21 protein-coding genes and 2 pseudogenes are annotated in these 25,237 nt (G+C 41.1%); 19 read left to right on the top strand and 4 right to left on the bottom strand.

From position 1 onward, the window contains the following. Positions 1-445 precede the first annotated feature (445 nt). Positions 446-1,195: a hydrogen peroxide-dependent heme synthase gene (gene hemQ, locus KFZ56_RS17280; RefSeq protein WP_222643317.1), complete on the bottom strand. Its 750-nt coding sequence runs from the start codon at positions 1,193-1,195 to the stop codon at positions 446-448. Between the two features lie 212 nt (positions 1,196-1,407). On the opposite strand from hemQ, the gene pta reads away from it, so the two are divergent. Beyond that, entirely contained in the window at positions 1,408-2,379 is a 972-nt protein-coding gene (gene pta / locus KFZ56_RS17275) for a phosphate acetyltransferase (protein WP_222643316.1), read from the top strand. A gap of 114 nt (positions 2,380-2,493) precedes the next feature. On the opposite strand, the gene KFZ56_RS17270 is transcribed toward pta, so the two are convergent. After that, positions 2,494-3,345, bottom strand: coding sequence for a lipoate--protein ligase family protein (locus tag KFZ56_RS17270; RefSeq protein WP_222643314.1), 852 nt, complete (start codon positions 3,343-3,345; stop codon positions 2,494-2,496). A gap of 325 nt (positions 3,346-3,670) precedes the next feature. Between KFZ56_RS17270 and KFZ56_RS17265 the strand changes: the two genes are divergently transcribed. From KFZ56_RS17265 to KFZ56_RS17255, 3 genes are all read left to right on the top strand, one after another. Continuing rightward, a complete protein-coding gene (locus tag KFZ56_RS17265; protein WP_222643312.1) occupies positions 3,671-4,990 on the top strand; it encodes an HD domain-containing protein in 1,320 nt (439 codons plus the stop codon). Then, positions 4,980-5,474: a YwgA family protein gene (locus tag KFZ56_RS17260; RefSeq protein WP_222643310.1), complete on the top strand. Its 495-nt coding sequence runs from the start codon at positions 4,980-4,982 to the stop codon at positions 5,472-5,474. Before KFZ56_RS17265 ends, KFZ56_RS17260 begins: the two co-directional genes overlap by 11 nt. Before the next feature lie 507 nt (positions 5,475-5,981). Beyond that, entirely contained in the window at positions 5,982-6,500 is a 519-nt protein-coding gene (locus KFZ56_RS17255) for a YwhD family protein (protein WP_222643308.1), read from the top strand. A gap of 296 nt (positions 6,501-6,796) precedes the next feature. Here the strand turns inward: KFZ56_RS17255 and KFZ56_RS17250 are convergent, their stop codons facing one another. Beyond that, positions 6,797-8,842 (bottom strand): transglycosylase domain-containing protein, encoded by a 2,046-nt coding sequence (locus tag KFZ56_RS17250; protein WP_222643306.1) that lies wholly within the window; start codon positions 8,840-8,842, stop codon positions 6,797-6,799. 408 nt (positions 8,843-9,250) lie between these two features. Between KFZ56_RS17250 and KFZ56_RS17245 the strand changes: the two genes are divergently transcribed. The 10 genes from KFZ56_RS17245 (at position 9,251) to KFZ56_RS17200 (ending at position 21,244) form a co-directional block, all read left to right on the top strand. Beyond that, positions 9,251-9,691, top strand: a complete 441-nt coding sequence (locus tag KFZ56_RS17245) for a YwiB family protein (RefSeq protein ID WP_222643305.1) — start codon at positions 9,251-9,253, stop codon at positions 9,689-9,691. Next, positions 9,688-11,358 carry an arginine--tRNA ligase gene (gene argS / locus KFZ56_RS17240; RefSeq protein ID WP_222643304.1) on the top strand — a complete coding sequence of 557 codons (1,671 nt, stop codon included), beginning with the start codon at positions 9,688-9,690 and terminating at the stop codon, positions 11,356-11,358. Before KFZ56_RS17245 ends, argS begins: the two co-directional genes overlap by 4 nt. Positions 11,359-11,645: 287 nt before the next feature. Next, positions 11,646-13,754, top strand: coding sequence for a heterodisulfide reductase-related iron-sulfur binding cluster (locus KFZ56_RS17235; RefSeq protein ID WP_222643303.1), 2,109 nt, complete (start codon positions 11,646-11,648; stop codon positions 13,752-13,754). Positions 13,755-14,338: 584 nt separating this feature from the next. Further along, positions 14,339-15,529: an acetyl-CoA C-acetyltransferase gene (mmgA, locus tag KFZ56_RS17230; RefSeq protein WP_222643302.1), complete on the top strand. Its 1,191-nt coding sequence runs from the start codon at positions 14,339-14,341 to the stop codon at positions 15,527-15,529. 90 nt (positions 15,530-15,619) lie between these two features. Beyond that, a complete protein-coding gene (locus KFZ56_RS17225) occupies positions 15,620-16,471 on the top strand; it encodes a 3-hydroxybutyryl-CoA dehydrogenase (protein WP_222643301.1) in 852 nt (283 codons plus the stop codon). Positions 16,472-16,492: 21 nt separating this feature from the next. Beyond that, positions 16,493-17,623: an acyl-CoA dehydrogenase gene (locus KFZ56_RS17220; protein WP_222643299.1), complete on the top strand. Its 1,131-nt coding sequence runs from the start codon at positions 16,493-16,495 to the stop codon at positions 17,621-17,623. A gap of 14 nt (positions 17,624-17,637) precedes the next feature. Continuing rightward, positions 17,638-18,777 carry an acyl-CoA dehydrogenase gene (locus KFZ56_RS17215; protein WP_222643297.1) on the top strand — a complete coding sequence of 380 codons (1,140 nt, stop codon included), beginning with the start codon at positions 17,638-17,640 and terminating at the stop codon, positions 18,775-18,777. Positions 18,778-18,965: 188 nt separating this feature from the next. Then, positions 18,966-19,586, top strand: coding sequence for a TetR/AcrR family transcriptional regulator (locus tag KFZ56_RS17210; RefSeq protein WP_222643296.1), 621 nt, complete (start codon positions 18,966-18,968; stop codon positions 19,584-19,586). A 413-nt stretch (positions 19,587-19,999) separates the two neighbouring features. Then, the gene (rpoE, locus tag KFZ56_RS17205; RefSeq protein ID WP_222643295.1) at positions 20,000-20,536 is read left to right on the top strand and encodes a DNA-directed RNA polymerase subunit delta; all 537 of its coding nucleotides are present in this window, start codon (positions 20,000-20,002) and stop codon (positions 20,534-20,536) included. Between the two features lie 153 nt (positions 20,537-20,689). Continuing rightward, a complete protein-coding gene (locus KFZ56_RS17200; RefSeq protein WP_222643294.1) occupies positions 20,690-21,244 on the top strand; it encodes a hypothetical protein in 555 nt (184 codons plus the stop codon). Between the two features lie 160 nt (positions 21,245-21,404). Here KFZ56_RS17200 and KFZ56_RS20190 read toward each other — a convergent pair. Further along, positions 21,405-21,610: pseudogene (locus KFZ56_RS20190) on the bottom strand (hypothetical protein); the annotation flags it as partial. A 32-nt stretch (positions 21,611-21,642) separates the two neighbouring features. Between KFZ56_RS20190 and KFZ56_RS17195 the strand changes: the two are divergent. From KFZ56_RS17195 to tnpB, 5 genes and pseudogenes are all read left to right on the top strand, one after another. After that, entirely contained in the window at positions 21,643-21,882 is a 240-nt protein-coding gene (locus KFZ56_RS17195; RefSeq protein ID WP_222643293.1) for a hypothetical protein, read from the top strand. A gap of 91 nt (positions 21,883-21,973) precedes the next feature. Then, a complete protein-coding gene (locus KFZ56_RS17190) occupies positions 21,974-22,528 on the top strand; it encodes a hypothetical protein (RefSeq protein WP_222643292.1) in 555 nt (184 codons plus the stop codon). Positions 22,529-22,852: 324 nt separating this feature from the next. Further along, entirely contained in the window at positions 22,853-23,386 is a 534-nt protein-coding gene (locus tag KFZ56_RS17185; protein ID WP_222643291.1) for a DUF6241 domain-containing protein, read from the top strand. Positions 23,387-23,565: 179 nt separating this feature from the next. Next, positions 23,566-23,792: pseudogene (locus KFZ56_RS20185) on the top strand (transposase). Beyond that, positions 23,779-24,912: an IS200/IS605 family element RNA-guided endonuclease TnpB gene (gene tnpB / locus KFZ56_RS17175; RefSeq protein ID WP_222643290.1), complete on the top strand. Its 1,134-nt coding sequence runs from the start codon at positions 23,779-23,781 to the stop codon at positions 24,910-24,912. Before KFZ56_RS20185 ends, tnpB begins: the two are co-directional and overlap by 14 nt. Positions 24,913-25,237: the final 325 nt, after the last annotated feature.

Raw genomic sequence — 25,237 nt, 5'->3', positions numbered from 1 at the left:
CCTCCTTCATAGAATGAATAAACGAAAAGGGCATTCGGTGCATCCGGTGAGAATACAGCAATGTGCTTTCTATCAAACCATCGCACGCATTGCTCCTTGAATCTCTGGTGCTAATGCTCACTAATTATACCTATGCAAATGCCTAGAAAATGATGACAAGAAAAAAGGACTTTTCTGCATTTATTTATACAGAAAGTCCTTATAAGAAGTGTGAAGTTCTTCCCTTCAATTAACATAGAACGGGAGACCCTCGCCTCAAATCGGGAGAGAGCATCTCTAAAACGGGAGAGTGCACTTCCGAACCGGGAGACACCCACATCAAATCGGGAGAGCGCACCTCTGAAACGGGAGGCGCCCACATCAAACCGGGAGAGCGTACCTCTGAAACGGGAGACGCCCACATCAAACCGGGAGAGCGCACCTCTGAAACGGGAGACGCTCCGGATTACACGCTCAAGTAATCTGCAATCTCTTCCCGTGGCAATTTATTCCCAACAAAAAATTCTCCAAACTCACCGTAGCGAGAGCTCACCTCATCAAAGCGCATTTCATAAACGATTTTCTTGAATTGCAGTGGATCATGGGCAAATAATGTAACGCCCCATTCCCAGTCATCCAACCCAATGGATCCAGTAATAATTTGTTTCACCTTCCCGGCATATTTGCGACCGGTTTTACTGTGTTCATAAAGTAGTTTGCCACGATCGCTTTTCTCCAAGGTATACCAATTTTCATCACCAGTACGGCGTCTGTCCATTGGATAGAAGCAAATATGCTCCCATTTTGGAAGGATTGGTTTCAATCGTTCTTGCGTTTCCGGCAATGTCTCCGGATCAACTCCATCTTTGGCAGGACGGTACTTAGCAAGCTCAACCACCGATACATAGGAGTGTGCTGGGATTAGAAACTCCGCAAGTTTTGATTTATTGAATTCAGTTTCTATGTCTGTTAACTCATCCATCGTTGGACGCAGGAACATGAAAATTAAGTCGGCTTTCTGTCCTACGACCTTATAAAGAACATGGCTCCCTTTCTTCTCTTCTTCAACTGCTTCCCATTTTGCAAGCAGCTTGTCAAAGCCATCAATGGCCTCCTTGCGTTCTTCAACGGATGCTAACTTCCAAGAATTCCAATCTATGCTACGCAAATCATGCAGGCTATACCAGCCATCCATGGTCTCTACTGCTTCAACCATTAAAATCGCTCCTTTTTATTTATAAATCTTTCTCCAATAATTAGTTTATCATAAATGGGGGAATCTAATCTTATACAACGTTTCTCATCCATTGTGAAAAAACAATTTGTCATTAGACTGTCAAAAATCCCATTCCCGCAAAGGGCATTGCTTTCATTCACGTGTAAAATTAGATATTATTATAAGTATAGACAAGCAGGAGGTTTAAAAACATGAATACATTATTTGATCAATTAAAAGATAAAGTTACTACAGAAAATAAATCGATTGTGTTCCCAGAAGGTTTGGATGATCGTATTTTGACTGCAGCCAGCCAACTTAGTGCATCAGGGATTTTAACCCCGATTTTAATCGGAGATAAAGGGAATATAAAACAAAAAGCGGAAGAGATTGGTGTCGATGTGTCTTCTTGTAAAATGATGGATCCAAATCATTTCGCGGAATTTGATTTAATGGTGGAGACATTTGTAGAAAGACGCAAAGGGAAAGCAACAGAAGCGGATGCCAGAAAAATGCTGCTTGATGCAAATTACTTCGGTACGATGCTCGTCTATATGAATCAGGCAGACGGCTTGGTGAGCGGAGCAACACATTCCACTGCTGACACCGTTCGGCCGGCGCTGCAAATCATTAAAACGAAAGAAGGCATCAAGAAAACATCCGGTGTATTTGTGATGGTTCGTGACGAGGAAAAATATGTATTCGCCGATTGTGCCATCAATATAACACCGGAAGCTCAAGATCTTGCTGAAATAGCGGTAGAGAGTGCCGTTACTGCTGAATTATTTGATGTGGATCCACGTATTGCCATGTTAAGCTTTTCAACAAAGGGATCGGCCAAATCAGAGGAGACGGAAAAGGTAACAGATGCTCTACAAATTGCCAAGGAAAAAAATCCATCCCTTGTGATCGATGGGGAATTTCAATTTGATGCTGCAATTGCCCCGGATGTTGCGGCAAAAAAAGCACCGGATTCTGTGCTGAATGGGGATGCGAATACGTTTATTTTTCCTAGCCTGGAAGCTGGAAATATCGGGTATAAAATCGCACAACGCCTCGGCGGATTCGAAGCAGTAGGCCCGGTATTACAGGGCTTGAACAAACCAGTGAATGACCTATCACGCGGCTGCAGTGCAGACGATGTATTTAAATTGGCACTGATAACAGCAGCACAGGCGGATTAAAGGATGTAAGAAGAGGCTGCAGGGAGAATCCAATCTTCCTGCAGCCTCTTCTTATCTTAACGTTTCATTGTTTTCGCTTGCCTTTCGTATTGTGTGCGTGATTGGGGTGGGTAATTATTGCATCTCGGCAATACGCTCATTTCGCTTTTTCATGTGCTCCAGCCGATGCTCAAATGCCGCAAGCTCCTCTTTCGAAAAATCCATCGTAACAATTTCATCGCTAAAAGCCTCTAAAGCTTGATAGACGCGGTGTTTCATGTCTTTCACCGTCATATGCCCGCCTAATAACTCTGATAATGATGCCATAACGTTCGGATCTACGGTTGGGAATTCAAATTTTGTCGTTTCATTTCGTTTGCTAACGGCATAAAAATCTCGAATTAAAGCAGCTCGCTCGAAACTGTTTCCTTCCACATCCAAATAAATTTGGATCGCAGCACCGTCTTTAATACGGCGCTGGGAGATACCGGCAAATTTCTTTCCATGAATACTTAAATCATAATCCCCGGGGCAATAGGAACCAGTAATTTCATAAGCCTCAATCTCATTCGTTACATCCCGCAGCATATATTTCACAAAGCTGACCATCGCCTCATAACAGTCATAGATGGAAATATGCCTCACTCCTGGTAAAATAAGTGAAAGATTTAATACACCGCTGTCCAGCGCAACGGCAAGCCCGCCGGAATTTCGCACAATGACATCGTACCCTTGATGATTTAGTAGTTTTACGCCGTCTTCAATAAAAGGAAGGCGTCCGTCAGGTATTCCAAGGACAATCGTATCTGGATGGACCCACAAACGAATGGTAGGAGGCGTTTTATCGTTACTGACAGACAGCGACAGAGCATCATCAATCGCAAAAGAAGTTAACGCTGTATAGGGTTCATGATCGAATGTAGGTTTACTTGAATGATCCAGATATCGAAACGTTGTATGGCTGATGATTTCTTTCCAGTTTTTCATAATTTACTCCTTGCATTTCCTTTTTTCATTTGCTTATCTATTATATAATAATATAGGATGTTCAAAAAGCCACCAAATGATAAGCTACGAATCTCTTCGTTGGCTTGATTTAAAAGAAATGCACCTATAAGCATATTCAAAGAGGGAAATTTCTCAGTGCAAGGCAGCACAGAGGATTCCTCTTGGAATGCCCCTCGCTACTTACGTATGAAAGGAATACGCTTCGTTCCTCAAAACTTCGCCACCCCGACCTTCTTGCTTCCAACTGGTCGACTTTTTGAACGTATATTAAACCAATGAACGAAAAGAAACGGGAGAGACATCGATGGCATATAAAGATGAACAATTACATGAGGAGAAGGTGTTTAAGGATCCTGTACATAGATATGTGCACGTTAACGATCGAGTCATTTGGGATTTGATTGCCGCACCGGAATTTCAGCGTTTGCGCCGGATAAAACAGCTTGGGACAACGAATTATACGTTTCATGGTGCGGAGCATAGCCGTTTTAACCACTCCCTCGGTGTATATGAAATTGTACGGCGTATTATTTACAATTTTAAAGGCAGACCGCATTGGAATGAGGATGAGCGTCTCCTTAGCTTATGTGCGGCGCTCTTGCATGACTTAGGGCACGGGCCGTTTTCCCATTCCTTTGAGAAAGTGTTCAAATTGGATCATGAGGATTTTACACAACAAATTATTCTGGGCGATACGTATATTAATCAAATTCTGGAGCGTGTAAGTGCCGGCTTTGCACAAAAAGTGGCAGATGTGATTGAAAAAACGTATGAAGATAAATTAGTTGTCAGCCTTATTTCAAGCCAGATTGATGCGGATCGAATGGACTATTTGCAGCGTGATGCTTATTTTACCGGTGTAAGTTATGGCCACTTTGATATGGAACGCATCCTCAGGGTTATGCGCCCGATTGATGATGAGGTTGTGATTAAATCAACCGGGATGCATGCGGTTGAAGATTATATTATGAGTCGTTATCAGATGTATTGGCAGGTATACTTTCATCCTGTGACAAGAAGTGCAGAAGTCATTTTATCGAAAATCTTGCAACGCGCCAAATACTTATTTGAATCGCAAACCTTCACATTTAAACTGGAACCGACACATTTCCTATCTTTTTTCAAGGGGGAGGTTGCGTTGGATGAATATTTGAAGTTGGATGAGGCTGTCGTCCAATATTATTTCCACATGTGGCAGGAAGAGAATGATGCGATTTTACGCGACTTGTGCGAGCGGTTCATGAATCGGCGTCTGTTTAAATATATTGAATTTGATCCGAAGTCACAGCGAGATGCATGGTTGGAGCTGCAAGCGTTGTTTCAGGAGGCAGGAATTGACCCGAATTATTATCTGGAAGTAGATTCGTCTTCGGATCTGCCATATGATTTCTATCGTCCCGGAGAAGATGAAGGACGCCTTCCCATTCATTTACGTATGCCGGACGAGAGGTTAAAAGAGCTCTCGGAGCACTCTGATATTGTTGAGGCGATTTCCGGGAAAAAGCGCACAGACCATAAGCTATATTTTCCAAAGGATTTATTGGACGAGATGTGTGATGAAAGCAAGAGAAAACGTATAGATGAAATCTTATATGGCCAGGGAGTGATACAGGATGTTGACTAATCATGCGCGATTGATGCAGTTTTTTTCAGTAGCAAAAGAAATCACGGGCAGGAAAAAAATGCAAAAAATGATCTACATTCTTCAAAAAAGCAATGTGCCTTTTGAGGAAAAATTTCATTTTCACTTTTACGGTCCATATTCAGAAGAACTGACATTAAGAGTTGAAGAGCTTTATAACTTGGGCTTTTTGGATGAAACAAAAGAAGATAAAGGGAATTACTCCCAATACCATTATACCATCACGTCTGAAGGGGAGACATTCTTAGATCAATTCGCGGTTGAAATGCCTGCCATTGCGGAACGAGTGGAAATGCTGCAACATCGGAGCTCACGCTTTCTGGAGCTTGTTGCGACAATGCTTTATTTTGACGGTTTGTCTTTCGATGAAATGATAGAAAAAATTCATCTTGTGAAGGGCAAGCAAAATTATACAGATGAAGAAATACAGGAGGCGGGGCGTGTTATCGCTGATATGAAACACTAGCAGAGACACGATCTCACCTGGTAAGCAATAAAAAATGCCAAACGATGTATGCTAGGAAGGTTCTACGGAACATGGAATAGGTGAAATAGCCAAATGATGTACGCTAGGAAGGTTCTACGGAACATGGAATAGGTGAAATAGCCAAACGATGTATGCTAGGAAGGTTCTACGGAACATGGAATAGGTGAAACAGCCAAACGATGTATGCTAGGAAGGTTCTACGGTACATGGAATAGGTGAAATAGCCAAATGATGTACGCTAGGAAGGTTCTATGATATATAGAATTGTTGAAACAACAAAAAGATACACGATAGAACGTTGAGGTCTTATTTCCTTTGGCAGCACCCGATCGACAAGTTTTCTTTATCGTAGCGACAATATGAAAGTTGCTGGGCGTTAATCAGGTGAGATTCATGCACAAAAACCGTTACTAAAGCCAAATAGTGAAATTAGCGCATTTCCTGTGCTACAATGGAAGCAAAAGAAATATGGAGGAGGTTCCTGCGATGAGTTCAGAGCAAGATCAGCCAAAGAAGAAAAATACGTTCACCATTATTAAAGATGACTCCACAGATGGCCATGGGGGTTATGGAGCAGGTACTGTCAGTTTGGAAAATATGTCTCCGGTTATCGTAGATCCAACAGAAAAGCAAGCTTATGTGGATATGGATGTCATGCATGCCCGCAGTAAAGTAGAACGACGTGTAAAAATAATACCAAATCGTGATGAAGTACCAAACGGTAAGTTATATTGGTTTGTTTGGGTGAATGTGGAGCAGGGCGAAAACGGACCTTATTACGCCGGTGTCGCCGGGAGTGAATTCATCGTTGACCGTTCGATAAAACGCGCCTATAAATCCATGCCGCAGCATGTGACACATATGGAAAAATCATTAAAAGGAAAAATTGTTGTCGAACATATGGATGCGCAATCGAAAAAAATACTGAAAGATTTTCTAGTCGACTTTAATGAGGATATGTGGAACAATTCATCCGATGAATTAAAAGAAGCCTTGCCGGAATAAAATCATGAACATTTTGTGTCCGAATCATGAACTTTTTATTAAAATCTTGTACTTTGTGACAAGTATTTGTAAAATGTTGATACATGGGCTAACTCATGTTTACTAGGACACAAAAGAAGCCGACACGTCAGGTAATGGACATACCTTGATGCGTCGGCTTTTTTTGTTTGAATAGAACGTAATGTTTAGGAAAACCCAGTAAAAATGACAGATCATAGAATTTAGAATAATCCCAAGATGCATCGATCTTAACTGACGCCGTCCTTTTTCTTAATACACATGTGTAGACGCATGCTCTAAGAAAACAGATCAAACCACTTCTCAAAAATACCTCTATCGTCACTTTCGCTATTATCTTTGTTGCTATCATCCTTGTGATAATGCTCGGAACAATAGCCCTCTGGCTCTGTTCCTGCTTCAAAGAACATGACACGGCTCGCATCACAATACGGTGTAGCTCGTTTGCCGGTTTTAGGGTCAATGGGAACACCAACGACGCCGTTCGGGATATCAAAATTTTCCTGCTGTTTTCCTTGATGAGCTGCCTCCATGAACCCGGACCATATGTTCTTTGCATAGGCGGATTCTGCAACGAATTCCATGGAGCGATTATCGTCATATCCTGTCCAGATTCCGGATACCAGGGACGGGGAATATCCAATCATCCAGCTGTCGGAATTGGTTGTACCGGATTTTCCAGCATAGATTCGGGTGAGTTTGCCTGCGATGGACGTGCCGGTTACAGCCATATAGCCATCGAGTTCATTGTCGAACATGCCTGTAAGCATATGGGTTAAAATGAATGTGCTTTGCGGATCAAGTACCTGCTCGCCAGCTTCTTCATCTCGCTCAAAGACTGTGTTGCCGTTCTGATCGATAATTTCTGCAACTGTATGACCAACAACACGTTTACCCCCATTAGCGATCATGCTATAGCCGTTGACCATTTCTTCCATAGAAACGGCAGCAGTCCCGAGAGCAAGCGACGGCACTGCCGGAAGATCGCTTGTAAATCCAAACTCTTCTGCAGTATCCGCTAACATGTCCGGACCTAAAAACATATTTGTTTTTACGGCATAAATATTGTCAGATAGCGACAACGCTTGTGCTAGGGTGATCGGTTCATTGGCATAGTTGTCATTAAAATTGCTCGGCTGATATACTTCCCCGTTCTCTAGTTCAAATGCGGTCGGCTTGCTCATCAACATAGTACTGGGAGTGTAGCCATGTTCAAGGGCAGCATAATACAAGAATGGTTTAAAGGTAGAACCGGGCATCCGTTTTGCTTCCATTGTGCGGTTAAAAGCACTCGCTTCATAATCCCGTCCCCCGACCAAAGCTTGAATCCCGCCTGTTTGTGGATCCATGGCTATAGCGCCAACTTCGATATCACTAGTCGGATTGATGGTTGCTTCGATTTGATTTTCTAACTTTTCTTGGTGCTTTGTATGCAATGTTGTCCGGATTTGAAACCCGCCGGATCGTACGTCTTCTTGATCAAGCTGCAATATTTCGGCAGACTCTTTTAATGCCGCATCTTGGAAATAGGGTCCAATTTTATCCTCTTTTCCTTCCGCTTGTTCCGCATACACTAATTCTTCCTGTACGGCCTCCTGGTAATCCTTGTCTGTAATTTTCTTTTCTTCCTGCATCAGGTTTAAAATCTGTGTCTGTCGATTCACAGCATTGGTTTCATTATTAAACGGGGAATAATAGGCCGGCCCATTCGGGACAGCGGCTAACATTGCTGATTCGGCCAACGTTAAATCTTCCGCCGATTTATTGAAAAAGTAATGACTGGCAGCCTCAATCCCATATGCCCCATGCCCATAATAAATTGTATTGATATAGCCTTCCAGAATCTCTTCTTTGGAATAAAACATTTCCAGACGAATGGTGTAAAATGCTTCCTTGATTTTTCGCACCCACGTTTTTTCATGAGACAGGTATAAATTACGCGCGTACTGCTGAGTTAATGTGCTTGCACCTTCTTTTAGGGACAGGCTCCCAATATTTTTTAAAATGGCTCCTGCAATTCGTTTAAAATCAAATCCGCTATGATCGTAAAAATGTTGATCCTCGATGACTAATGTTGCATCAACGACTTCCGGAGCCATATCCTCGATATCTATCCAATAGCGATTTTCTGCGCCCCGCTCTTCACCGATGACATCACCGGTTGCACTATAATAAATTGTATTTTGTTCGTCCGTTAAGGTTGGTGGACCTAAGAGAAAACTGATAAGATATATACCAAATGCCAAACTAACGATTAAGGCAAGTGTACCTAGGCCCACGTTAATTATTATGCGATTCTTCCGTTTATGTACTCTTTTTCTCATTATGATTAGCTCCAATGTATGTCTGCATTAGTCACATTATGGGAAAAGATGGAGATAAATAAACTTATTTTCCGTAGAAAAGAAAGGTCAACACTAAAATCTATAGTTGCTTTTAGTAAATAAATGTAGTGGTGTGACTGGTTAGCGGAGGAAAAACAGGAAGACTCCTGTGGGAAAGCGTAGTGGGAAAACCCCCGCAGGAAAAAAATGCACTTCTTTTTTCTGAGGAGGCTGAGCTCGGGGCCCACGGAAAGCGTAGTGTTTTTCCGCAGCGGCAACTATAGCTTTTCGCCAAAATACGTCGCGATAAGCCAAGATTTCTAATAAAAATGGTGGCATGTTTGTCCTAGTAAACGCTATAATGAAACAATATATGATACAATTCACTTCGGGAGCTGAGAGAGAGTTATGGATGCATTACAAAAACAGGTTCTGATCGAACTCTGCACAACCATTGATGACAATGGAGAAATGGAATATAATACGTTGACGCTTTCGGGGACACTTTTCAAGAGGAAAGAGCTTGATGTGATTACATACGAAGAAGAGACGGAAGATAATGCCACCACTAAAAATTTGATTACCATTCAAGCTGGAAAAGTTAACATCAAACGGACAGGCGCAATTTCGATGAATCAGCAGTTCCGTACCCATCAAACAACGGAAAATGTATTAAAGCATCCATATGGGACCATCCATATGGAAACATATACCAATGCTATTACATATCAGCCCCTTGATGAGAAGGACATAGGAAAATTAGTGATTTCTTATACGGTTAAACTAAATGGGCAGGAAGAACGAAAACATGAATTGACGCTAACATTGAAGGAGGAGGGTTTAGTGTGAACACCCTAACGCAAACAGAGATTACATTAAAACAACAAATTGCTGCTGCGGTTATTCAGGCAGAGCTGGCGAATTCGGAGGAATTACCGGAAATTATATTGGAAAAACCGAAAGAAAAAGCACATGGTGATTTTGCAACGAATATTGCGATGCAGCTTGCGCGTATTGCCAAGAAAGCCCCACGCGAAATTGCAGATGATATTATAGCAAACCTGGATCAATCCAAGGCTCAGGTTGAAAAGGTGGAGATTGCCGGACCGGGATTCATTAACTTTTTTATGAAAAGTGACTTTCTCAGGAATGTCATTGCCGGTATCTTGCAGGCTGGAGATAGCTATGGACAGAGCAATACTGGAGAAGGTGAACGCGTACAAGTTGAATTTGTTTCCGTAAATCCAACCGGGAACTTGCACTTGGGACATGCTCGTGGCGCGGCGTTTGGTGATGTGCTTTGTAATGTGCTTGCAGCTGCAGGCTACAACGTGGAACGTGAATACTATATTAATGATGCCGGCAATCAAATTGATAATCTCGCGCTATCGGTTGAAGCACGCTATTTGCAAGCGTTGGGCAAGGATGTAGATATGCCGGAGAGCGGCTACCGTGGGGCAGATATTGTCGAAATTGGCAAGACATTAGCCAGCGAATATGGCGATAAATGGGTAAATGCGGCAAGTGCAGATCGCTTGGCATTTTTTAAAGAGTACGGACTGAAAAAAGCACTCGGTAATATTGAACATGATCTGAGCGACTTTGGTGTTCATTTTGATCATTGGTTCTCAGAAATGACCCTGTATGAAAATGACAAAATCACAGAGGCACTTCAGACACTTGAAGCGGGGGGTTATACCTATGAAAAAGATGGAGCAACTTGGTTTCGCTCGAGCGAGTTTGGGGATGACAAAGATCGCGTATTGATAAAACAGGATGGCAATTATACGTACTTGACACCGGATATCGCTTACCACAAGAACAAGCTCGACCGTGGTTTTCATAAAATCATCAACGTATGGGGTGCAGATCATCATGGCTATGTTCCAAGAATGCGTGCTGCGATTCAAGCACTTGGTTACGCGAAGGAAAAATTTGATGTGAAAATCGTTCAAATGGTAAACCTGTTTGAAAAAGGTGAAAAACAGAAAATGAGTAAACGCGCAGGAACTGCCGTGTCCTTACGGGATTTAATGAATGAAGTTGGGGTGGACGCTACTCGTTACTTTTTCATGGCTCGCTCCAATGACTCCCAGCTTGATTTTGATATGGATTTAGCTCGTTCAGCATCTAATGATAATCCGGTTTACTATGTGCAATACGCCCATGCTCGTATCTGCACGATGCTCAAGCAGGCGCGTAATAAGGGATTCGAAGTCAACGCAGCATTCGATGGAGCCCTGTTAACATCAGAGAAAGAAGTCGACCTTCTTAAAAAACTTGGCGAATTTCCACAAACGGTAGCAGATGCAGCCGAGAAACATGTACCGCATAAAGTAACACAGTATGTATTTGACTTAAGTTCATTGCTCCACAGTTTCTATAATGCGGAGAAAGTACTCGATGCTGACAATAAAGAATTAACCCATGCTCGGATTGCCTTGATGAAAGCAGTGCGTATCACCATTGCAAATGGGCTTGGCTTAATTGGTGTATCCGCACCGGAAAGCATGTAATACAAATGGCTTCACGCTGTCTTCTACACATAGGAGGCAGCGCTTATTATTTTTATAAAATTTTCTGGTAAATAGGTTGACTGAATGATCATTCATCATTTAAAGTAGATGTACGTATACGAAATGTTGTTTTGCTTTCTAAAAGGTTGGGGCTGTACCAAAGGTTTTCGCTCTGTTGCGAAATAAAAAGCAACAATATGTGTGAAAAGAATTAGAAAAGAATACAATATTTCCGTAAAATGGAATCGCTATCATTTTTGATGTGATTAGGAAGAGGGGGGAGCGAGATGGATACATTTTTGTTGATTAACTTATTGGCGTTCATAGCCATAACGTTATACGGGTTGTACTTATTCATTAAGGTTGTAGCAACAAGAGTTTCCTATATTAAGCTCGGTCAAAAAACAGATTTTGATTGGGCGATCAAAGAGCGGTTGCACCGAATTATAAAAATCGTTTTTGGGCAGTCCAAGCTCCTGAAGGATAAGAAATCAGGTGCCATTCATGTTATGATGTTCTATGGCTTCATTCTTGTCCAATTTGGTGCCATTGATTTTTTCGTGAAAGGCCTAGCGCCGGGCAGCCACTTGCCATTTGGTAGGTTCTATCCCGGGTTTGTATTTTTCCAGGAGCTCGTAACATTAATGATTCTAGTAGCGGTAGCTTGGGCATTCTACCGTCGCTACATGGAAAAAATCGTTCGCCTAAAGCGAGGTTTCAAAGCCGGTTTAGTATTACTATTTATCGGGACGTTGATGGTATCCGTACTTGTCGGCAATGGTATGGGGCAAATCTGGCACGGCGAGGCGGCAACATGGACAGAACCTGTTGCTAGTTTCATAGCTGGGGTTTTTGGTTGGATGTCGCCGGCAGCGGCAATGGTCGTATTCTTTATTGCTTGGTGGATACATACGATTACCATTCTGACATTCCTGGTCTATGTACCACAATCCAAGCATGCACACTTAATTGCAGCTCCCATTAACGTGTTTATCAGTAAACGTGTACCGGGAAAATTAAAGAAAATCGATTTCGATATGGATGATATGGATGAAGAAAGTGAAGAAGAGATTTCATTTGGTGTTGGTAAAGTAGAAGACTTTGACCAGCGTCAGATGCTCGATTTCTATGCATGTGTGGAATGCGGACGTTGTACAGATGTCTGTCCGGCTGCCGGTACTGGGAAAATGTTGTCACCAATGGATATCATGATTAAGGTTCGCGATCATTTAACAGAGAAAGGTGCAGCAATTACCGGAAACTCGCCATGGGTTCCAGCCTATGCATTTGCTGGTTCTCAGGGAAATCAGGCAAGTGGGAAGGAAGAAGCAGCAGCGACCGTTCAACATGCAAGCTTAATTGGGGACGTGATTACAGAGGAAGAACTCAGTGGATGTACGACATGCCGTGCCTGTGAAGATGCTTGTCCGGTGAACAATGAACATGTTGGTCAAATCATTGACATGCGCCGTTACCTCGTTATGACAGAAGGGAAAATGGATCCTGATGCGCAACGCGCGGTAATGAACATCGAACGTCAAGGGAACCCTTGGGGACTGTCGAAAAAAGACCGGATTAAATGGCGTGATACGGATGATTCTGTCTCGATTCCAACCGTAAAGGAACTGCAAAAAGAAGGGAAAGATTTCGAGTATCTTTTCTGGGTAAGTTCCATGGGAGCTTATGATAGCCGCAGCCAAAAGATTGCTATTGCCTTTGCCAAGCTGATGAATCAAGCAGGTGTCAATTTTGCTATTCTAGGAAATAAAGAAGCGAATTCAGGCGATACAGCTCGCCGAATTGGAAACGAATTTTTATTCCAGGAAATTGCTGAAAAGAATATCAAAGAATTTGAGAAAAATAATGTGAAGAAGATTGTAACCATCGATCCGCATGCATACAATATTTTCAAAAATGAATACCCGGATTTCGGGTTTGAAGGAGAGGTCTATCACCATACGCAACTCCTATTTGATCTGCTCATGAATGGGAAGCTAAAACCTCGTCGTCAGATTAACCAGCGTTTGACATATCATGACTCTTGTTATTTGGGCAGATATAATGGAGTATATGACCCGCCAAGGGAAATCCTTACATCCATCCCCGGGTTGGAACTGGTAGAAATGAAACGTAATAAAGAAAATGGTATGTGCTGTGGTGCCGGCGGGGGTTTAATGTGGTCGGAAGATACAACAGGTAATCGTATTAATGTAGCCCGCACCGAGCAAGCAATGGCTGTTGAATCAACGATGATTTCCAGTGCTTGTCCATTTTGTTTAACGATGTTAAGTGATGGAACAAAGGCGAAGGATGTAGATGAAGATATCAGTACCATGGATGTTGCAGAAATTCTAGCATTATCCGTATTGGTTGAAGAAGAGGAAAAAACAGCATAAGAGGGTCACTCCTCTTATTTTGCAGAGAATGACCTGAGCGAGCGTTCAATCGCCAATTGTATTTTTAGGTGAAATCTATTTTCCAAAAGATTGGGACTGTACCAAAGGTTCGTCTTCCGAAACCAGTTGTTGTTTTTGATGCAAAAAATAGAAATTGCGATGTAGTGACAATTCTTTTGCAAGCTTGAGGGTAGGAATTCGCTACGGAAATACACTACGCGCACCTTAGGGCGGCTGTTGAGCCCCCTCAGTGCTGACGCACTCCGGGGTCTCACCGATGCCTTTGCTCCCGCCGGAGTCTCCGTGTATTTCCTCCGCTAATGTCACAGTTTCTGTCGCTAAATTTCATTCGTATTCAACACCGAACTGGTAAGAGAGCCTCGATATGTTTGATATGCTTACAAATGCAGTTTAACGGTAGGAATTGGACCACCAGCGAAATGTATTTCCGTAGCGGTATCCCTACGCTCAACCAACGCTTGCGAAGAAAATTACACACTACGGCGCTGTTTCGATCAACTACGAAGATGAAAAAGCAAAGACAGCTATAAAAGACCCTAGAGAAAAAGAGAGGATGATTTTTAATGCGAAAAACAGTGATTGTTTCTGGTGCAAGAACACCATTCGGGAAATTTGGAGGAGGTCTTCAACCATTTACTGCCGCTCGTCTTGGCGGTAAAGCCATTAGTGAGGCTTTGCGACGCGCAAGAATGGAAGACGGGGAAAATGTCGACGAAGTGATCATGGGTACGGTCTTACAAGGTGGTCAGGGACAAATACCTTCACGCCAAGCAGCCAGGGAAGCAGGTATCCCTTGGAATGTTAAAACGGAAACCATTAATAAAGTTTGTGCATCTGGACTGCGCAGTGTGACCTTGGCTGATCAGTTGATCCGTCTTGGAGATGAAGACATCATCGTTGCCGGTGGAATGGAGAGCATGAGCAACGCGCCTTATTTCCTTCCTGATGCACGGTGGGGGAACCGAATGGGCGATAAAACGGTGAAAGATATGATGGTACATGACGGTTTAACCTGTTCGTTTCACGGTGTTCATATGGGGAACTATGGAAATTCCACAGCCGAAGCGTACGGGTTAACGAGGGAAGCACAAGATGAATGGTCTTTCCGCAGTCATCAGCGTGCAGTTAAAGCAATCGAAGACGGGAAATTTGCCGAGGAGATCGTCTCAATGGAAGTACCACAGCGTAAAGGGGATCCGATTGTGGTCGATACAGATGAGGCCCCTCGCAAGGATACGACGGTGGAAAAGCTCGCCAAATTACGCCCGGCCTTTGATAAGGAAGGCACCATCACTGCCGGTAACGCACCCGGTGTGAATGACGGGGCAGCTGCCTTTGTTGTGATGGGAGATGATAAAGCAGCGCAGTTAGGCAAAACACCAATGGCAACCGTATTAGGTCATGCGGAAGTTGCTGTAGAAGCCAAAGATTTCCCACAAACACCAGGACTGGTCATTAATCAATTACTGGAAAAAACAGGTTATTCCAACGAAGATATTGACCTATTTGAAATCAATGAAGCCTTCGCTGCCGTTTCACTGGCCAGTGGCAAAATCGCCGGTATCGAACCGGAAAAAATCAATGTCAATGGAGGTGCTGTTGCATTAGGACATCCGATTGGTGCAAGTGGTGCGCGCATTATTTTAACGTTGATCCATGAGCTAAAACGTCGAGGCGGAGGCCTTGGAATCGCGGCAATTTGCAGCGGCGGTGGTCAGGGAGATGCGATGTTGATAGAAGTGCCGAAGGGGTAAGCATGGGTTGTTGGGGCGATGATTTCAATCAATCGATGCTACATCGCTCCTCTGTATTTATGCATAAAATAAGAAGGAGGAATTCCTGAAATGACCATTCAAAACATTATGGTAATAGGCGCGGGACAGATGGGAGCAGGTATTGCTCAAGCTCACGCACAGGCGGGCTTTGATGTGTTATTGCATGACATGAGCGAAGAAGCCCTCCATCAAGGACAAAAGCATATTGAAAAATGGCTTGCCCGTTCAGTTGAAAAAGAACGAATAACAGAGGAAGCTAAAGACGCAACATTGCATCGCCTGCATGTCTCTTCAACCTTAAAAGACGCTGCGTCAAGCGATTTCGTAATTGAAGCCGTTGTGGAAAATATGGATGTAAAAAAACAGGTATTTCGCGAGCTTGATGCGTTTGCACCGAACCATGCTATCTTGGCATCGAATACATCCTCTCTTCCCATTACAGAAATCGCAGCCGCAACAAATCGTCCGGAGCAGGTGATTGGTATGCATTTTATGAATCCGGTTCCAATTATGAAGCTTGTGGAAATTATCCGAGGACTGCAAACGAGTGATGAAACCTATCAAGCTATTGAAACAATCACAAATCAATTAAACAAAACACCAGTAGAGGTGAAAGACTTCCCGGGTTTTGTTTCCAATCGAGTGCTTATGCCGATGATCAATGAAGCTGTTTTCGCGGTCTATGAAGGTGTCGCTTCACCGAAAGACATTGATACGGTCATGAAACTGGGTACCAATCATCCAATGGGCCCATTAACATTGGCGGATTTTATCGGCCTCGATACATGTCTCTATATTATGGAAGTACTACATGACGGGTTTGGTGATAGCAAATATCGTCCTTGCCCATTATTAAGAAAGTATGTGAAAGCAGGTTGGCTGGGGAAAAAATCCGGCCGGGGCTTTTACCAGTATGATTAATTGTGAGAGGGTGCAACCCGGATGAACATGGATTTTTCAGAAGAGCAGGAAATGATGCGCAAAATGCTGCGCAATTTTGCCCGCGATGAAGTTGCAAAAGAAATCGAACGCATGGAACAAAAGGATCGTTTTCCAAAAGAAATCATTCAAAAGATGGGCGCCCTTGGCTTCATGGGGATTCCCATTCCATATGAATACGGTGGAAGCGGGATGGATTTCAGTTCCTATATCCTAGCGATCCATGAGTTGTCCAAGGTAAGCGCGACGATTGGTGTCATATTATCTGTACATACATCTGTCGGAACCAATCCAATCCTTAAATTTGGAAACGAGGATCAGAAGAATCATTACTTACCCAAACTTGCCTCAGGACAGTATCTGGGTGCGTTCGCAGTAACCGAGCCAGCCGCCGGATCCGATGTTTCCAGCATGAAAACAACGGCCAAAAAGCAAGGCGATTCCTATATATTAAATGGCTCCAAAGTATTTATTACCAATGGCGGAGAGGCAGATACATACATTACCTTTGCCCGGACTGGCGAAGAATCGATTAGCGGGTTTATTGTCGAAAAAGATACGCCCGGGCTAACAATCGGAAAAAAGGAAAGGAAAATGGGACTGCATGGATCAAGCACGGTCCAATTACATTTTGACCAATGTACCGTTCATGAGGAACAGCTTCTTGGCAGTGAGGGGGATGGATTTCGGATTGCGTTGGCCAATTTGAATATTGGACGAATTGGTATCGCAGCACAAGCCCTCGGGATCGCAGAAGCAGCGCTGGAACATGCGGTAAGTTATGCGAAAGAACGGGAACAATTCGGGAAACCGATCGCACGTAACCAAGGCGTTTCTTTTAAACTGGCTGATATGGCAACAGAAGTGGAAGCAGCTAAATTATTCGTTTATAACGTGGCATCCATGGTGGAGCGTAATCTACCATGTAGTAAAGAAGCATCCATGGCCAAAATGTATGCATCCAAAACAGCCATGAACACTGCTATTGAAGCGGTGCAAGTGCACGGGGGCTATGGATATACGGAAGATTACAACGTGGAACGACTGTTTCGTGATGCTAAAGTTACCGAAATTTATGAAGGAACCAATGAGATCCAACATATGGTCATTGCAAAAAATCTGCTAAGCGATTAAGGAGGGGAATGGAGATGCATTTTCAAGCAACGGAAGAACAGGAAATGTTGCGTAAAATGGTCCGTGATTTTGCCAAGAATGAGGTAGCACCAACGGCAGCAGAACGCGATGAAGAGGAGCGCTTTGACCGAAATATTTTTGATCAAATGGCCGAACTGGGGCTAACCGGAATTCCATGGCCGGAGGAATATGGTGGAATTGGCTCCGATTTCCTCAGCTATTGTATGGCAGTGGAAGAATTATCGCGGGTATGTGCATCAACTGGTGTAACGTTATCTGCCCATATTTCCTTAGCGAGTTGGCCGATATATACGTATGGAAACGAAGCCCAAAAGAATAACTTTCTCTTCCGCTTGGCAACCGGTGAAGCGCTTGGAGCATACGCATTGTCGGAACCAGGTGCGGGCAGCGATGTTGCTTCCATGAAAACGACCGCAAAAGAAGACATAGATCACTATGTATTAAATGGCAGTAAAGTATGGATCACCAATGGTGGCGTTGCAGATATTTATATTGTTTTTGCAAAAACGGACGCAGATGCGAAACATAAAGGAATCAGCGCATTCATTGTCGAAAAAGGCACAGAAGGATTCACCTTTGGGAAAAAAGAAAAGAAACTTGGAATTCGCGCATCGCCTACGACAGAGCTTATATTTGAAAATTGCCGTGTTCCTAAGGAAAATATGCTAGGAGAAAAAGGCGAGGGATTCAAAATAGCGATGACAACCCTGGATGGCGGTCGTAATGGAATAGCTGCACAGGCACTGGGTATTGCTCAAGGCGCGCTTGATGCTTCTGTTGACTATGCAAAGGAACGGGAACAGTTTGGTAAGCCGATTGCTGTTAATCAAGGAATATCATTCAAACTAGCTGATATGGCAACCGAGGTAGAAGCCGCCCGCCTATTAACTTATCAAGCGGCATGGCTGGAATCAGAAGGGAAATCTTATGGGAAAGCATCCGCCATGTCGAAGCTATACGCCGGTGATGCTGCCATGCGAACAACAGTGGAAGCGGTCCAAGTATTCGGTGGTTATGGTTACACGAAAGATTATCCGGTAGAACGCTACATGCGTGATGCGAAAGTCACACAAATTTATGAAGGAACGAACGAGATACAGCGCGTTGTGATTGGGCGCATGTTGACGAAGTAAAAGCAAATCTGAATCGATCGAGCACACCACAAATTCAAGCAACAAAGCATCAAATGAACGCCATAAGAAAGGATGTACGTTATGTGCGGAATTATGGAATGCATGCAAAACAAAAAAGTCAGATGGAATACGATGCTTCAAAAGGAGTTCTCGGTGCATGGACTTGAAAAAGGGAAGAGGTGCCCAATATGAATCAGCGCAAAGTCCTTTCCTCTGTAAAAGATCAGGAACTCGTTGAGAAACGGCGCAGTCAAATGATTCAAGGAGCGATTACCCTTTTTAAGGAAAAAGGATTTCACCGCACAACAACAAGAGAAATTGCAAAAGAATCAGGTTTTAGCATTGGAACACTATATGAATACATCCGTACGAAGGAAGATATTTTATTCCTTGTTGTTGATTCCATTCATCACCGGGTTCGTGACAGTCTGGAAGCAAAAATAGATTTAAAACACCCGTCTGTTGAGAATTTGGTTTCCTTACTTGACTCCTACTTTCGGCTAATGGATGATATGCAGGAGGAAGTGCTTATCCTCTATCAGGAAGTCAAATCGTTGAAACAAGAAGCCAGGGCATATGTGCTTCGTAAAGAACGTGACATGGTAGGGATGTTGGAACATGCTATTGTAGCCTGTTTGCCAAATGAAGTTTCCAAGCAAGCTGCTCAGCTCTTAGCAAATAATATTTTTGTACATGGACAGATGTGGGGATTTCGAAGGTGGATACTGCAAAAGCAATTTACCCTTGATGAATATATTGATAGACAGATACATTACATTTTCCATGGATTGGCAATGGAAGCTACATAAAAATTATGAAAGGGGAGCGGACGATACCGGAGAAAAAGGAGCGAATTTGCCCATACGACGCTGCCCGGAAGTGCCGGCTGATTAGGGCTTCTTCCTGTAGCAGAGAAGTGAGTTGTTTGGATCGACAGCGCCCGTCAGCATTTCGTACACTTATAACAGTAGTTTCGGCATTGGATACATGTTTCCGGACTCTGTATCAAACTAGCGTAGTATCGATGTACAGTGGCGCAGGCCTCAACATCTCCAAATAAGAGGAGTTGAGAAAACAATTTGGTTTTCTCAACTTTTTTGCTAGCATATTCAGGTAAGATTTGTTTATAATGTAAGATATGGTTTTATTTGCGTAGGGTAAGTATAATGGAGTATCAACAAGGCTAATGGCCTTATTATATATGTAAAGGGAGTGCGTTACCGTGAGCTTAGAGCAATATAGCCACGAAGAAGTGAAACAAATGGCAATGATCGAATTGGCTAATTCTGTGTTAATGGATGAAAAAAAGTCGCTTCATTTTAGAGAGGTTTTTGACAAAGTTGCTGAGCTAAAAGATTTCTCTGAAGAAGAAAAAACAGCGAATATTGCACAGTTTTATACGGATTTAAACGTCGATGGGCGCTTTATTACACTCGGTGAAAATACGTGGGGGTTGAAACGCTGGTATCCAGTGGAAAAGATGGATGAAGAAGGTAGAGCTTCGAAGAAAAAGAAAAAGGCGAAGGTAACCAAAGAAAAGACAAAAGAAAAACCAAAGAAAGAAAAGAGAGAAGAAGACGAGGAAATTCATCTGGATGACGAAGAACTTGATATTGTTGACGAGGACATCGATGAAATGATCGATGAATTAGGTGACGAAGGCAAGATGTTTGATGAAGATGAAGAAATCGTCGGAATTGAAGATGAGGCTGTGAATGAGGAAGAATCGATGGATGAGGATGAAGAAGAAAAAACATAAAGCTAATTGTGATCTTTTAGAACTTTTCCTATCCGGCAAAAAAGGCTGACTATGATTATAGTCTGTCTTTTTTGTCTGTGGCTTTTATAATTGTAAACACCCAAGATGATATAAAAAAAGAGAAACAATAAGACTTTATAAGAAGGGTTATATATGGAACTTGAATTGAATTATGTTAAGAATGAAGGGGATGTACAAAAATTCGCAGAGAATTACTATGCTTTTAGTTTGAATGCAAGAAAAACAAAAAAATGGTACTTTGTTTTAGCCATAATAGTAGCATTAATAATTACCTATCCGATACATAAATCATTTGAAGATGGGGCAATTCCTTATTTACTCATGTTTATTATTATATTAATCCCGAGCTCTATTTATATGGTCAACAATCATAAAAAACATATTATAGAAAGTATTAATAAAAGACATACCTCAAAAGATTTAGGTATCTTAGGAGAACATAAAGCTTTCTTATCTGATGATGAAATTCGTATAACATATCTCCCCAATGATACAAAAAGACAAAGAAATATGACGAATAAATGGGATGACTTTGATTTTTATAACAGAGATGGAGACCATTTTTTTCTCTATATTAATAAGAGTGACCTTATTTATCATATAAAAGCTGGAGAAAAAGCTGCTGAGGATGTTGATCAATTTTTGCAGAGACAAGGATTGATGAAACAAGAGAGAAACCAGAAATAAATATAGAATAAATGGCAAACTCCGAACAATAGATACATTTTGAATCAGCTCGGAGTTTGTCATTATAGTGTGATTTGTTTTTATAAAAACCATTCCGATGAAGTAGTGAAGGTCATAATTGAACCCTAGGGTTTGTCAAATAAAGTGTGTAAGTTAATTCTTACTCCAGATATTTTAAAACCCTATCGTGAAGATTTTGATGTAGGAGGAGTTGGTTCATAACCATGGACCAGTTTTGGATATGGCCACCCATGGAGTTAAAGAAAATGTCTTCAACTCCTCTCGCTTTGATTTCACCAAATATCTGCATCATTTATGCTTGCTTTCCTTTATGTAGCCAGAAATGGTATAAATAATATATTTCCTTACATGGCCAATAGATTTGGAGGCATAAAAATGTGAGTAATCTTTCTTGTAGTACAAACATCAACATTAATATAATTTCGGCTTTACTTTCAATTAACAACAACTACTTGAAAAAGCGACAAACTACGAATTATGATGAACGTACAAAATTAAAGGAAGGGAAAATGCAGGCGTTAGCATTAAACTCTTGGCTAGTGAGCATGGGTTGGATTGTCTTGAATTTATTGGTTAGTAAAGCAATACTTAGAGGAGTTGAATGTGAGGTTCAGTGAAAATCTAGTATCTACAAATGTTTCGAATATGGAATAATATCGACGGTCTTAAAAAGTATAAAGTGGAACATTATAAACGGGAGGGTTATCTATGGAAATTGAATTGAATTATATTAAAAATGAAGAGGATATACAAAAATTTGCAGAGAATTACTATGAATTTAGTTTACATGCAAAAAAAAATAGAAACGTATCGATTTTTATTGCTATTTTTTTCTCATTAGTAGGGGCTTTATTACTTTATTCAGTTTTTAAGGAAGATGGTCCATTAACATATTTAGCTGCTCTTGTTCTCCTACTAATTATAACAATACCTATAAGTATTAAAGGAAATAAAGATCAGTATATAAAAGAAATAAAAAAACAACTGGTATCATATGATATTGGATCCTTAGGAAAACATAAAGCTATTTTATCCGATAATGAAGTCCATGTGTCATACTTACCTAATAACCAAAAAAAAGAAAGAAATATGACGAATAAATGGGATGACTTTGATTTTTATAACAGAGATGGAGACCATTTTTTTCTCTATATTAATAAGAGCGATCTTATTTATCATATAAAAGCTGGAGAAAAAGCTGATACTATTGATGATCTTCTAAGGGAAAAAAGATTATCGAAACAGGAAAAAAACAAAAAATAAATTATATTGTATATAAATTTCCTCTAAAGATAGATTTTTAATCCTCCATTAGGGGTTAATAAATCTACATGTTTGTAACTACCGTTCTCTACCTATATCATCTAAAATTAGAAGAGCAATTTACCAGCTGCAATTTGAGCTACTATTAGTGCACTTAGTGCGGATTTAAAAGTTGTTGTTGAATTCTATTGGGAAGTTGATTACAAAGGTAATCTGTTTAATAATCAAATGGATGTATTGACTTTTTAATATGGCCGTTTATTTACATATCTTTTCATGTATAATAAAATGTGAAAAATCTAAAACATGAAAAAGAGGTGCAATATGAAAAAAACTTTTAAATTATTAGGGTGGAGTTTAGGTATTGTATCAACACTTGGTGTTGCTCTTTATTTTATAAGTTCAAGCGCTATAGTATCTGAGGGTTCAATAGATGAAAAACAGGTTCAGCCAGTAAAACATAATGCTAGTAATAATGAGAAAAAAGAAGAAAATCCATTTGGTGGCTATATACAACAAAAAGATTTAACAGACAAAAATTTCAATGATTATATTCATTATATGTCACACCAGAAAATTGATGCAGATAGCAAATGGGGATTCTATCAAATAACAGATGAACGCATCGATTGGCTTTTAGAAGGATTAGCAAAAACATTGGTTAATTTAGAAGAAGAAGAAAAATTTAAAACTATTTTGGAAAGATGGAAGGAAGATGATTTTTCTCAAATAGACAAAGATCATAATTTAGTTTATGAATCTCGGGGTGAACCAACAACTGGAAAAGCAACAGGGATTTTAAGCGAAACAGAAGAACGGAAATACATTCAAAATACGAAAGAGATAATGGAAGAATAAGTATCTTTAATATTTATCGTTTTCCGACAGAAGACTCCCTCTTCAATCGTGTGAAGGGCAAAGCTCAACGATAAGGGGGGAGATGAATGAAGGTTAGGCGATAGCCTAAAGGTTTTTTGCCGCTCCCTTAATATCTTAATGATATCATCCGTCTTAGATAAGGGAAAAGCTGACTTAGAATGAAATTAGATAGCAATAACCATTCCGTATTCTTCATGTATTACCATCTTGTTCTAGTTGAGAAATATCGTAGAAAAGTCTTGGTGACAAGGCATCTGACTATGCTAAGGATATTTGGTCAAGAAGTTTTTGCTGACGAACTACTGGTGGTTCTCCCATCCATGTAGTCATGAAATATATTGAAAATCAAGGAATGAAGGGAGGCGGAAGCAATGCGAGTCCATAAAGGATATAAGTTTCGTATCTATCCAAATAAAGAACAAGAAATCCTAATCTCTAAAACAATCGGTTGTTCTCGCTTTGTATTCAATCATTTTCTAGCACAATGGAACGATGTTTACAAAGAAACAGGTAAAGGATTGACTTATCATTCGTGTTCAGCGAAACTTACACAGCTAAAAAAGGAATTGTTTTGGTTAAAAGAAGTGGACAGCATTGCTATTCAGTCATCACTTAAAAGCCTTGCTGATTCCTATAGTCGTTTTTTCAAGAAACAAAATAAGGTACCACGATTTAAGTCTAAAAAGCATAAAGTACAATCCTATACAACCAAGCATACGAATGGGAATATTGCCATTGTAGGTAATAGAATCAAGTTGCCAAAACTTGGTCTTGTACGTTTTGCCAAAAGTCGTGACGTGCAAGGGCGTATTTTTAATGCAACGATTAGACGGAATCCCAGTGGCAACTATTTCGTATCTATTCTTGCAGAAGTAGAAGTACAACCATTGGAGAAAACGGAATCATCTATTGGCATAGACTTAGGTATTACTGATTTTGCCATTCTTTCAGATGGCCGCAAGTTTGACAATCATAATTTTACCTCAAACATGGAAATGAAACTAAAACGGGAACAGCGAAAACTGTCAAGACGTGCGTTACATGCTAAAAAGAATGGTATGAACCTTCTTGATGGAAAAAACTATCAGAAACAAAAGATAAAAGTTGCTAGATTGCACGAAAGATTGATGAACCAACGTGAAGACTTCCTTCACAAGTTAAGTACAGAAATAATCAAAAACCACGATATTATCTGTATCGAAGATTTGAGTATCAAAGGAATGTTACGTAATCATAAGTTAGCAAAATCCATCTCTGATGTGTCATGGTCTGCTTTTGTAACTAAATTAGAATACAAAGCGAAGTGGTACGGTAAAACAATTGTGAAAATAAGTAGATGGTTTCCATCTAGTCAAGTATGTTCCGGTTGTGGACATCAAGACGGGAAAAAATCGCTTGAAATAAGGGATTGGACTTGCCCTGTTTGCCATGAACATCATGACAGAGATGTAAATGCTAGTAAAAACATATTGGTCGAAGGCTTACGAACATTAGCTTTGACTTAAATAAAAATATAGAACCGTAGGAATCTACGGGGGTAGCTTGGTCCATAAGAGACACCGCTGTTGACAAAGAAATACGTTAACAAGTATGCTCTGTTCCCAAGAATCTCCCACTTCAATCTACCGCAAGGTCGATAAGTGGGGGTAGTTCAAAATCATACTATACCAATAAATAGGTGCCTTATATTCGGGATCACAGTATTTTTATGCTTGTCTATTTTGTCTTGACTCAATAAATTTTTAATATACTTAGAGATGTTTTTCCTTTTATCCCGCTTGACTTATCCAAGCCTTATGTTTACAATTTTTATTGGGCTCTTTAAATTTA

This window comes from Virgibacillus sp. NKC19-3 (assembly GCF_019837165.1).
In the GTDB taxonomy this organism is placed as follows: domain Bacteria; phylum Bacillota; class Bacilli; order Bacillales; family Amphibacillaceae; genus Virgibacillus_L; species Virgibacillus_L saliphilus.
This window is presented reverse-complemented; position numbering and strand designations above follow the sequence as displayed.